Source organism: Enterobacter cloacae complex sp. 2024EL-00214 (assembly GCF_043945575.1).
Lineage (GTDB): Bacteria > Pseudomonadota > Gammaproteobacteria > Enterobacterales > Enterobacteriaceae > Enterobacter > Enterobacter cloacae_P.
Window position 1 is genome coordinate 156,174 of record NZ_JBIMRC010000003.1, and the last position, 11,876, is coordinate 168,049.

7 protein-coding genes are annotated in these 11,876 nt (G+C 55.2%); 1 reads left to right on the forward strand and 6 read right to left on the reverse strand.

Annotated elements, in window-relative coordinates:
• Positions 1–51: 51 nt before the first annotated feature.
• Complete coding sequence (gene lptD / locus ACHHZ6_RS04950; RefSeq protein WP_182273716.1) at positions 52–2,403, reverse strand: LPS assembly protein LptD; 2,352 nt, start codon at positions 2,401–2,403, stop codon at positions 52–54.
• A gap of 239 nt (positions 2,404–2,642) precedes the next feature.
• Here lptD and djlA point away from each other — a divergent pair, with 239 nt between their 5' ends.
• On the forward strand, positions 2,643–3,461 hold the full coding sequence (gene djlA, locus ACHHZ6_RS04955; protein WP_182273717.1) for a co-chaperone DjlA: 819 nt from the start codon (positions 2,643–2,645) through the stop codon (positions 3,459–3,461).
• 31 nt (positions 3,462–3,492) lie between these two features.
• Here djlA and rluA read toward each other — a convergent pair whose 3' ends face one another.
• The 5 genes from rluA to araA all read right to left on the reverse strand — a co-directional run bounded on the left by rluA (position 3,493) and on the right by araA (position 11,876).
• Positions 3,493–4,152, reverse strand: coding sequence for a bifunctional tRNA pseudouridine(32) synthase/23S rRNA pseudouridine(746) synthase RluA (gene rluA, locus ACHHZ6_RS04960; protein ID WP_182273718.1), 660 nt, complete (start codon positions 4,150–4,152; stop codon positions 3,493–3,495).
• Positions 4,153–4,164: 12 nt separating this feature from the next.
• Positions 4,165–7,071, reverse strand: a complete 2,907-nt coding sequence (rapA, locus tag ACHHZ6_RS04965) for an RNA polymerase-associated protein RapA (protein WP_182273719.1) — start codon at positions 7,069–7,071, stop codon at positions 4,165–4,167.
• Between the two features lie 128 nt (positions 7,072–7,199).
• Positions 7,200–9,551, reverse strand: a complete 2,352-nt coding sequence (gene polB / locus ACHHZ6_RS04970; RefSeq protein WP_182920000.1) for a DNA polymerase II — start codon at positions 9,549–9,551, stop codon at positions 7,200–7,202.
• A 74-nt stretch (positions 9,552–9,625) separates the two neighbouring features.
• Complete coding sequence (araD, locus tag ACHHZ6_RS04975) at positions 9,626–10,321, reverse strand: L-ribulose-5-phosphate 4-epimerase (protein WP_182919391.1); 696 nt, start codon at positions 10,319–10,321, stop codon at positions 9,626–9,628.
• Between the two features lie 52 nt (positions 10,322–10,373).
• The gene (gene araA / locus ACHHZ6_RS04980) at positions 10,374–11,876 is read right to left on the reverse strand and encodes an L-arabinose isomerase (RefSeq protein ID WP_182273721.1); all 1,503 of its coding nucleotides are present in this window, start codon (positions 11,874–11,876) and stop codon (positions 10,374–10,376) included.

Consider the following 11,876-nt stretch of genomic DNA (forward strand, 5'->3'; position numbering starts at 1 on the left):
TTTTTCCATTTCAATTAACCGCAGAGCGGATTACGTTGCAAATCAAGCACATTACAAAGAAGTACGGTACGGCAGAATGTTCGAGCGTAGCATCTTCTGAGTGCCCAGACCGTAGTTGGAACTCAGGCCGCGTAACTCGACGTTAAAGCCAATCACGTTATCGTATTTGCTCTGATTGTTTGTAGTATCCCAGCCGTTAAGCTTACGTTCGTAGCCGAAACGAATCGCGTAACAGCAGGAGTTATATTGCAGACCCAACATCTGGTCAGCTGATTTATTGGCATTTGTGTCAAAGTAGTAGGCACCGACGATTGACCAGCGATCGGCGATTGGCCAACTTGCTGCTCCACCGACCTGTGAAATCCCGTTTTTATACTGCTCTGCGGTGGAATAGTTCGGCAGAGTTGCCTGGATATATTCCGGGCTGGCATAACGATACGTTAACTGCACCATGCGGTCTTCATCACGACGATATTCGATCGCCGCGCTGCTTGTCGCAATATTGTCAAGACGCGTATCGTACTGCACACCGCCGCGTAAACCCCAACGGTCGGTCATGCGCCAGTAGGTGTCGCCAGCCCAAACCAGTGAACCCGTTTTGTTGTCTTTCTCCCAGTTAATGTTGTCATCACCAGTGCGAGACTCGGTGAAATAGTAGATTTGACCAACAGAAACGTTAAAACGTTCAACGGCGGATTCATCATAAACGCGCGTTGTGACCCCTGTCGTTAACTGGTTCGCTGATGCGATACGGTCAAGACCGCCGTAGGTACGGTCGCGGAACAGACCGCTGTAGTCTGACTGCAGTAACGAAGAGTCATAGTTATTGATGTTACTTTGGTCGCGATAAGGGACGTACAGGTACTGCATACGTGGTTCAAGCGTCTGGGTATACCCTTCGGCCAGCATTGCCATATCGCGTTCGAAAACCAGTTTACCATCCATCTTGAACTGCGGCAGCGTACGGTTTACCGACTCTTCAAGATGCGCATTATTGGTGGTGTTGTAATCATCAACATTCTTTTGCTGATAGTGGGTTGCCATCAGCTTGGCTTCGGTGTTCAGGCTCGCCCAGTCGTTAGACCACGGTAAACTGATGACTGGCTCCAGGTGTACACGCGTGGCTTCTGGCATGGTGGAATTGGTGTTAACAAAATGCACGGCCTGGCCGTAAATACGGGTGTCGAACGGCCCGACGTCATTCTGGTACCAGTTCACGTCCAGTTGCGGTTCAGCACCGTAGGTGCTCGAGGTCTGGGTGTTAAAGACCTGGAACTGTTTGGTCGACACGGTCGCGTTAAAATTCTGGATGGCATAGCCAGCACTGAATATCTGCGTGGCATAGCCGTCAGTACTGGAACCGTATTTAGAGTCAAAGTCGTTGAAATAATACGGATCGCTGACCTTGGTGTAGTCAACGTTAAAACGCCAGACCTGGTCCATTACCCCGGCATGACGCCAGTAGTACATCCAGCGGTGTTTATCGCCTTCGGTAGGATGTTCATCCTGGAAGACTTTATCTGATGGCAGGTAATCCAGTTCCATCAGACCTGTACCCGCCTGAGTCAGGTAACGGAATTCGTTTTCCCACATGATATTGCCGCGCTTGTGGATATAGTGCGGCGTAATCGTGGCGTCCATGTTGGGCGCGATGTTCCAGTAATACGGCAGGTAGAACTCAAAGTAGTTCGTGGTGCTGTATTTGGCATTGGGGATCAGGAAACCTGAACGACGTTTGTCGCCTACCGGAAGCTGCATGTAAGGGCTATAGAAAACAGGTACCGGACCGAGTTTAAAACGGGCGTTCCAGATCTCTGCAACCTGTTCTTCGCGGTCGTGGATAACTTCGCTGCCCACGACGCTCCAGGTGTTGGAACCCGGTAGACATGAGGTAAAGGTGCCGTTTTCCAGGATTGTATAGCGGTTTTCGCCGCGCTGTTTCATCAGGTCTGCTTTACCACGCCCCTGACGACCCACCATCTGGTAATCACCTTCCCAGACGTTGGTATCTTTGGTGTTCAGGTTGGACCAGGCTTTCGGACCTTTCAGGATGACCTGATTGTCGTCATAGTGCACATTACCCAGCGCATCGACGGTACGAACAGGTTCAACAGCGCCTTCCGGCTGCTTCTGGTGCAGCTGCACTTCGTCGGCCTGCAGACGGCTATTGCCCTGGTTAATATCGACATTGCCCGTAAAGGTCGCATTGTCAGGATAAGTACCTTTTGAGCTGTCGGCTGTAATGGTTACCGGCAAGTTATTTGTATCGCCTTGCACCAGTGGGCGATTATAACTTGGGATGCCAAGCATACACTGCGAGGCGAGATCGGCAGCCAGCCCCTGATGGCTATACAGGGCGGAGCCAATCATAGTGGCCAGGAGGGTGGGGATACGTTTTTTCATACGTTATATTTTATTGTTCCGTCATCAGTGGCTACGGCTTACAAACGCTCAGAGACTATCTTACTCATCAGCGCAGTACCAGCGTTAATCCTGCCCGTTTGCGCGCCAGAGTGTTAGGCTCGCTATCGAATGACGAGTATGATAAAGCAAATTATAGGCGATGTCCTTCAATTGACCGCGGCTTGACCACGGTGATGATGGCGTTGCGTCGACCAGGAACATGACTATCCGGGGAGTATATGCAGTATTGGGGTAAAATAATCGGCGTTGCGTTCGCAATAATGATGGGTGCCGGGTTCTGGGGGATCGTACTGGGCCTCATTATCGGTCATATGTTTGATAAGGCACGCAGTCGCAAAATGGCCTGGTTTGCCAACCAGCGCGAGCGTCAGGCGCTGTTTTTCTCCACCACTTTTGAGGTGATGGGGCACTTAACCAAGTCAAAAGGACGTGTGACCGAGGCGGATATCCAGATCGCCAGCGTTTTTATGGATCGTATGAATCTGCACGGCGAGTCACGTCTGGCGGCGCAAAATGCGTTTCGTATCGGTAAATCTGATAACTATCCACTGCGCGAAAAAATGCGTCAGTTCCGCAGCATTTGTTTTGGCCGTTTTGATTTAATTCGGATGTTTCTGGAGATCCAAATTCAGGCGGCGTTCGCGGACGGTTCCCTTCATCCCAATGAACGTGATGTGTTATATGTCATTGCCGAAGAGCTGGGGATCTCCCGCATGCAGTTCGACCAGTTCCTGCGCATGATGCAGGGTGGCGCACAGTTTGGCGGTGGCTATCAGCAACAGCAGTCGTCTGGCGGCGGCTGGCAGCAGGCACAGCGTGGCCCGACGCTGGAAGATGCCTGTAACGTGCTCGGCGTGAAGCCAACGGATGATGCCACCACCATCAAGCGCGCCTATCGTAAGCTGATGAGTGAACATCACCCGGACAAACTGGTGGCGAAAGGTTTACCGCCAGAGATGATGGAGATGGCGAAGCAAAAAGCGCAGGAAATCCAGAAAGCGTATGAGCTGATTAAAGAGCAGAAAGGTTTTAAATAAAAAATGGCCCGACAGCGTCGGGCCATTTTTTTTAGAAGTCCACCGGGGCTTTAAACGTCATGGCGTTACCAAAAACCGGATGGGTAATGGTGAGCGTTTGCGCATGCAGCTGCAAACGGCTCGCCATTGCCAGCGCTTCTGGTGGGGCGTAGAAACGGTCTCCCAGAATCGGGTGACCCAGCGCGAGCATATGCACGCGCAGCTGGTGTGAGCGTCCGGTGATCGGCTTCAGCAAGACGCGCGCGGTGTTATCCGGCGCGTACTCCAGCACTTCATATTCGGTTTGGGCAGCCTTGCCGGTTTCATAACAGACTTTCTGCTTCGGGCGGTTAGGCCAGTCACAAATCAGCGGTAAATCCACCAGTCCTTCCGCTTGTGCCGGGTGGCCCCAGACACGCGCGACATACTGCTTTTTCGGCTCGCGCTCGCGGAACTGACGCTTCAGCTCGCGTTCCGCCTCTTTGTTCAGAGCCACCACAATCACGCCGCTGGTGGCCATGTCCAGTCGGTGAACGGACTCAGCCTGAGGATAATCACGCTGAATACGCGTCATCACGCTGTCTTTGTGCTCATCCAGTCGCCCCGGCACGGACAACAGGCCGCTCGGCTTGTTGACCACCATGATGTGTTCATCCTGATACAGAATGACCAGCCAGGGATCCATCGGTGGATTGTAGGGCTCCATTACCATCTTGCGCTCCGTTTACTGATGCGTCACAACGATAAGACGCAGGGCATCCAGACGCCAGCTTGCCTGATTCAGGCTTTCCAGCACCTGCTGACGGTTACTTTCGATTGCAGCCAGTTCATCGTCACGGATGTTTGGGTTCACCGCCTTCAACGCTTCCAGACGTGACAGCTCCGCAGAGAGTTTCTCGTCGGCTTCGGTGCGTGCGGCATCAATCAGCGCTCTGGCCGCTTTTTCTACCTGGGTTTCGCCCAGTTGCAGAATGGCGTGTACGTCCTGCTGTACCGCGTTGACCAGCTTGCTGCCCGTATGGCGGTTTACCGCGCTCAGCTGACGGTTAAAGCTTTCGAACTCGACCTGGGCTGCCAGGTTGGTGCCGTTTTTATCCAGCAGCAGACGCACTGGCGTTGGCGGCAGGAAGCGGGTGAGCTGCAGCTGTTTTGGTGCCTGTGCTTCCACAACGTAGATCAGCTCCACCAGCAGAGTACCCACTGGCAGCGCTTTGTTCTTCAGCAGCGAAATGGTACTGCTGCCGGTGTCGCCAGAGAGGATCAGATCCAGTCCATTGCGGATCAGCGGGTGCTCCCAGGTAATAAACTGGGCATCTTCGCGGGACAGCGCCACATCACGTTCAAAGGTGATGGTGCAGCCATCTTCCGGCAGGCCAGGGAAATCCGGTACCAGCATATGATCGGACGGGGTCAGAACGATCATGTTCTCGCCACGATCGTCCTGGTTAATGCCGACGATGTCGAACAGGTTCATGGAGAAGCTGATCAGGCTGGTGTCATCATCCTGTTCTTCAATGCTTTCAGCCAGTGCCTGCGCTTTTTCGCCGCCGTTGGAGTGGATCTCCAGCAGGCGGTCGCGCCCCTGTTCCAGCTGTGCTTTCAGCGCGTCGTGCTTCTCGCGGCAGGATTTGATCAGCTCATCGAATCCGTCGCTGCTTTCCGGTGCAGCCAGGTACGCGATCAGATCGGAATGCACCTGATCGTAAATTGTGCGGCCGGTTGGGCAAGTGTGTTCAAACGCATCCAGACCTTCGTGGAACCAGCGCACCAGAACGGACTGGGCGGTTTTTTCCAGATACGGGACGTGGATCTGAATATCGTGCGCCTGACCAATACGATCCAGACGGCCAATACGTTGTTCGAGTAGATCCGGGTTAAACGGCAGATCGAACATCACCAGGTTGCTGGCGAACTGGAAGTTACGGCCTTCAGAACCGATTTCAGAACACAGCAGAACCTGCGCACCGCTGTCTTCTTCACCGAACCAGGCTGCCGCACGGTCACGCTCGACAATTGACATCCCTTCGTGGAACACGGCAGCACGAATACCTTCGCGTTCGCGCAGAACCTGCTCCAGCTGCAGCGCGGTGGCTGCTTTAGCGCAGATCACCAGCACTTTCTGGGAGCGGTGAGCGGTCAAATAACCCATCAGCCACTCAACGCGCGGGTCGAAGTTCCACCAGGTTCCGGTATCACCTTCAAATTCCTGGTAGATCTGCTCCGGGTAGAGCATGTCGCGTGCGCGCTCTTCCTGCGTTTTGCGTGCCCCCATAATGCCGGACACTTTAATGGCCGTCTGATACTGGGTCGGCAGCGGCAGCTTGATGGTGTGCAGTTCGCGTTTCGGGAAGCCTTTCACGCCGTTACGGGTGTTACGGAACAGCACGCGGCTGGTGCCGTGCCTGTCCATCAGCATATCGACAAGCTCTTTGCGTGCAGATTCGGCGTTGTCACCGTCACTGTTGGCCGCCTGCAGCAACGGTTCGATATCCTGCTCGCCAATCAGATCGCTCAGGGTATTCAGTTCGTCATTAGAAAGGCGGTTACCTGCCAGCAACAACGCAACGGCATCAGCGACCGGACGGTAGTTTTTCTGCTCTTCAACAAACTGCTCAAAATCGTGGAAACGGTTTGGGTCAAGCAGGCGCAGACGCGCAAAGTGGCTCTCCAGACCCAGCTGCTCTGGCGTTGCCGTCAGCAGCAGGACGCCAGGTACGCGCTCGGCAAGTTGTTCAATCGCCATGTATTCGCGGCTTGGGGCCTCTTCGCTCCAGACCAGGTGGTGCGCTTCATCGACCACCATCAAATCCCATTCCGCATCACACAGGTGCTCAAGGCGCTGCTTGCTGCGGCGGACGAAGTCCAGGGAGCAAATCACCAGCTGTTCTGTTTCAAACGGGTTGTCAGCGTCGTGCTGTGCTTCGGCATAACGCTCGTCGTCAAACAGCGAGAAGCGCAGGTTAAAGCGGCGCAGCATTTCCACCAGCCACTGGTGCTGCAGGGTTTCCGGTACCACAATCAGCACGCGTTCGGCCGCGCCGGAAAGCAGCTGTTGATGCAGGATCATGCCTGCTTCAATGGTTTTACCCAGGCCGACCTCGTCTGCCAGTAACACGCGAGGCGCATGGCGACGGCCCACGTCATGGGCAATATTCAGCTGGTGTGGGATCAGGCTGGTGCGTTGACCACGCAGGCCGCTCCACGGCATGCGGTACTGCTCACTCTGGAACTTACGTGCGCGATAGCGCAGGGAGAAGCGGTCCATGCGGTCGATTTGCCCGGCAAACAGGCGATCCTGCGGCTTACTGAAGACCAGTTTGCTGTCGAGCAGCACTTCGCGCAGGATGACATCGGCCTCGTCGGTATCCAGACGAGTGCCGATGTAGGCGAGCAGTCCATTCTCTTCTTTTACGTCTTCAACCTTCAGCTGCCAGCCATCATGGCTGGTCACGGTGTCGCCCGGGTTGAACATCACACGGGTAACAGGGGAGTCATTGCGAGCGTACAGGCGGTTTTCACCAGTGGCAGGGAAAAGGAGGGTGACCATGCGCGCATCGACTGCAACCACAGTTCCCAGTCCAAGTTCGCTTTCTGTATCGCTGATCCAGCGTTGACCAAGTGTAAAAGGCATATATGTTCGGCTCTAATCTTTAATTGCAGGCAATAGTTCGACCACCGTCAAAAAAGACGGTCATCAAAAAATGGGTCCGGGAATGGAAAGGGCGCTATGGTACTGGATGGCAACGATTTCGTCACGCGTCAAAATAGGCCAAGTTGCCCTGTCACTAGTGTAGCAAAATCGTCGTCGATAAAGGGCAAAATTCCATCCGCAACCGGCTGAAGCTGGCGCGTCAGGTAGTGCTCGTAATCCAGAGGTGATTGCTGATAATCAACAGGTTCCGGGCCGCTGGTGGTCCAGACATACCTGATGGTGCCCCGGTTTTGATACTGCGGCGCGCGGCCCCGGCGCACGTTTTCTTCGTCCGCCAGACGGGCTGCACGTACGTGTGGCGGGACATTACGCTGGTATTCAGTCAGCGGACGGCGCAGGCGTTTGCGGTACACCAACTGGCCATCCAGCTCACCTGCCATCAGGCTGGCTATCGTCTCGCGTACGTAGTCCTGGTAGGGTTCATTGCGAAACACCCGCAGATACAGCGTTTGCTGGAACTGCTGTGCCAGCGGCGTCCAGTCGGTACGCACCGTCTCCAGCCCTTTAAACACCATCCGCTGCTTGTCACCTTCCTGAATCAACCCGGCATAGCGCTTTTTGCTGCCCTGATCGGTGCCACGAATCGTGGGCATCAAAAAACGGCTGAAATGGGTTTCAAATTCCAGCTCTAATGCACTGGTTAAGCGCTCTTTTTGCAAATGTTCACGCCACCAGTCGTTCACGAAAGCGACCAGCTGTTTGCCGATGAGTGCGGCATCGTCTTCTGAGTGTGTCTCTTTCAGCCACACAAAGGTGGAATCGGTATCGCCGTAGATGACGTCATAACCCCGGGACTCAATCAGCGCTTTGGTCTGGCGCATGATGTCGTGCCCGCGCATGGTGATTGATGACGCCAGACGCGGGTCAAAGAAGCGACAGGCGCTGGTGCCCAGCACGCCGTAAAAGGCATTCATGATGATTTTCAGCGCCTGAGAAAGAGGTTTGTTGCTGTGCCGCTTGGCCTCGTCACGACCGTACCAGATTTGCCCCACTATTTCTGGCAGGCAGTGCTTCTCGCGCGAGAAACGCGCGCCGAGAAAGCCTTCAGTGCTGTGGGCATCGTCTGGCTGAGCCATGCCCTCAACCAGCCCTACCGGGTCGATCAGGAAGGTACGGATAATTGACGGGTAGAGGCTTTTGTAGTCCAGCACCAGCACCGAGTCATACAGTCCCGGGCGGGAATCCATCACATAACCGCCGGGGCTGGCCTGCGGCGGCACATCTCCGAGGTTGGGCGCGACATATCCTGCCCGGTGCATACGGGGAAAATAGAGGTGGCTAAACGCCGCCACGGAGCCGCCGTGTCTGTCGGCGGCGAGGCCGTTGACCGTCGCACGCTCCAGCAGGAAGGGCATGATCTCGGTTTTGTGAAAAATCTGCGTCACCAGCTCGCAATCTTTCAGGTTATAGGTGGCAAGTGCCGGCTTGTCTTCGTTAAATCGCCGGTCTATCTCGTCCATTCTGTCCCACGGGTTGTCGATGGATTTACCCTCGCCGAGCAGCTCCTGCGCGACGGTTTCCAGGGAGAAAGAGGAGAAATTCCAGAAGGCGGATTTCAGCGCTTCAATACCGTCGATAATCAGACGGCCATTGGCCTGCGCGAAGAATACGTCGTTTTTAAAGCCATGTTCACGCCACTCCAGTTCGGTATTACCGCGCCCCAGCATCAGCGGAATACGGTACCGCTCGGCATGTTTTTGCAGGACGCGCAGGTCGAACTGCACGACGTTCCAGCCGATCAATACATCGGGATCGTGATCGGCAAACCACTGGTTTAGTTTCTCCAGCAGTTGCGGTCGGCTATTGACATACTCAAGCTGAAAATTGAGGTCAGTGGCATCGCCATTTGGTGGCCCGAGCATATAGACAACCCGCTGTCCGCAGCCTTCAAGGCCGATGCAGTACAGCTCACCGTGACGGGTCGTTTCAATATCCAGCGAGACCCACTTCAGCGGCGGGCGATAATGCGGGTTGGGTTTCAGACGTGCGTTGATAAGCCTGCCGTTTTGCGTGGTGCCATCCACCCAGACAGGGGCGGTGATAAACCGCTCCATCAGGAAACGTTCCGGCGGGCGGATGTCGGCTTCGTAAAGCGTAATGCCCGCTTCGCGCAGCAGTTTTTCATAGCGCATCAACTGACGGTGGGCGCGACAGTACAGGCCATACACCGGCTGGCGGTGGAAATCTTTTAGCGCAAGTGGGGTGATACGCCAGCCGTTTTCGCCGCGCAGCAACTGTTTCACTTTCTCAACGTGAGCTTCAGGAATAAAAGCCACGGACTCCTGCGGCGGCAGCGTCACCTGCAGCGGGCCGTTATCCGTCGCCAGCCAGAATTCGACTTCTGTCCCGGAAGGCGTATCCCGCCAGTGTCGGGTCAGTAAAAAACCTGCTTGCGCCACGCCGTCACCCCATAAAACAAAACCAGGCATGATTATAGCCTGGTTGAATATTTTATGCTGGGTATATATACAGCTTATTGCCCGTAATACGCCTTCGCGCCGTGTTTACGCAGGTAATGTTTATCCAGCAGGGTTTGCTGCATATCCGGAAGTTGCGGTGCCAGCTGGCGGCAGAAGATCCCCATATAGGCAATTTCTTCGAGCACGATGGCATTATGCACGGCATCTTCGGCATTTTTGCCCCACGCAAACGGGCCGTGAGAGTGCACCAGCACGCCAGGCATCTGCGCCGCATCGATACCCTGTTTTTCAAAGGTTTCAACGATGACGTTACCGGTTTCCCACTCATACTCGCCGTTGATCTCCGCATCGGTCATTAAGCGCGTGCAGGGAATGGTGCCGTAAAAGTAGTCCGCGTGCGTGGTGCCGGTGGCCGGAATGGACTGACCGGCCTGCGCCCAGATGGTGGCATGGCGTGAATGGGTATGAACGATGCCGCCAATCGTCGGGAATGACTGATACAGCAGGCGATGGGTTGGCGTATCGGAAGAGGGCTTTTTCTTGCCTTCCACCACTTCGCCAGTCGCAATACTGACCACCACCATATCCTCGGCGGTCATTACCGTGTAATCGACGCCGGAAGGCTTGATAACGAGCACGCCCTTTTCGCGGTCAACGGCGCTGACGTTGCCCCAGGTCAGCGTCACCAGGTTATGTTTCGGCAGCGCCAGGTTGGCTTCAAGTACCTGACGTTTGAGATCTTCTAACATGCAATCCTCCAGGAAAAGTGGCCCGCCCTGCGGCAGGCCAAAAATCCCCCTGTTAACGTTTTGAGCCGTAATACACTTCGTTCCAGCGCAAGGTGTCTTTGAAGGCTGGCAGGCGGGTATCGTTATCAATTACGGTCAATTCGATATCGTGTAGCTCGGCGAACTGACGCATGTCGTTGAGATCCAGCGCGTGGCTGAAGACGGTGTGGTGCGCACCACCGGCCACGATCCAGGCCTCGGAGGCGGTTGGCAGGTCAGGTTGTGCTTTCCACAGGGCGTTCGCGACCGGCAGTTTTGGCAGTGAATGTGGTGTTTCCACGGCATCCACACAGTTCACCAGCAGGCGGAAACGATCGCCCAGGTCGATCAGGCTGGCGTTGATGGCAGGGCCGGTACGGGTGTTGAAGATCAGACGTGCCGGATCCGCTTTTCCGCCAATGCCGAGGTACTGCACGTCGAGGATCGGTTTCTCTTCGACGGCGATCGAAGGGCACACTTCCAGCATGTGCGAACCGAGCACCAGGTCGTTGCCATTTTCGAAATGGTAGGTGTAGTCCTCCATAAAGGAGGTGCCGCCCTGCAGACCGGTTGACATCACTTTCATGATGCGAAGCAGAGCGGCAGTTTTCCAGTCGCCTTCGCCGGCAAAGCCGTAGCCTTGCTGCATCAGACGTTGTACGGCCAGGCCTGGCAGTTGTTTCAGGCCGTGGAGGTCTTCAAAGGTGGTGGTGAAGGCGTGGAAGCCGCCCTGTTCCAGGAAGCGTTTCATCCCCAGCTCAATGCGCGCCGCATCCAGCACGTTCTGACGTTTGTCACCGTGGATCTGTGCGGCAGCGGTCAGGCGGTAGCTGCTTTCGTATTCATCAACCAGCGCGCTTACGTCGCCATCGCTGATTTCGTTCACCACCTGCACCAGGTCGCCCACGGCCCAGGTGTTCACGGAGAAGCCAAACTTGATCTGTGCGGCAACTTTATCGCCGTCAGTCACTGCCACCTCACGCATGTTGTCGCCAAAACGCACCACTTTCAGGTGGCGGGTATCCTGTTTAGACACCGCCTGGCGCATCCAGGAACCGATACGTTTTTGTGCGTGCTGATCCTGCCAGTGGCCGGTTACGACCGCATGCTGCTGACGCATACGCGCGCCGATAAAGCCAAACTCACGGCCGCCGTGCGCGGTCTGGTTCAGGTTCATAAAGTCCATGTCGATGCTGTCCCACGGCAGGGAGGCGTTGAACTGGGTGTGGAACTGCAGCAAAGGTTTATTGAGGATGGACAGGCCGTTGATCCACATCTTGGCAGGTGAGAAGGTGTGCAACCACACCACCATCCCGGCGCATTTATCGTCGTAGTTCGCGTCGCGGCAGATGTGGGTGATCTCGTCCGGTGTCGTCCCCAGAGGTTTCAGTACCAGTTTGCACGGCAGTTTTGCTTCCGCATTCAGCGCGTTGACCACATGTTCTGCATGCTGAGTCACCTGACGCAGCGCTTCCGGCCCGTACAGATGCTGGCTGCCAATCACAAACCACACTTCATAATTATTAAAAATGGTCAT

Coding starts and splice junctions, on each gene's coding strand:
- rluA (WP_182273718.1), bottom strand. CDS start 4,152: ATGGTAATGGAGCCCTACAATCCACCGATGGATCCCTGGCTGGTCATT.
- lptD (WP_182273716.1), bottom strand. CDS start 2,403: ATGAAAAAACGTATCCCCACCCTCCTGGCCACTATGATTGGCTCCGCC.
- djlA (WP_182273717.1), top strand. CDS start 2,643: ATGCAGTATTGGGGTAAAATAATCGGCGTTGCGTTCGCAATAATGATG.
- araD (WP_182919391.1), bottom strand. CDS start 10,321: ATGTTAGAAGATCTCAAACGTCAGGTACTTGAAGCCAACCTGGCGCTG.
- rapA (WP_182273719.1), bottom strand. CDS start 7,071: ATGCCTTTTACACTTGGTCAACGCTGGATCAGCGATACAGAAAGCGAA.
- araA (WP_182273721.1), bottom strand. CDS start 11,876: ATGACCATTTTTAATAATTATGAAGTGTGGTTTGTGATTGGCAGCCAG.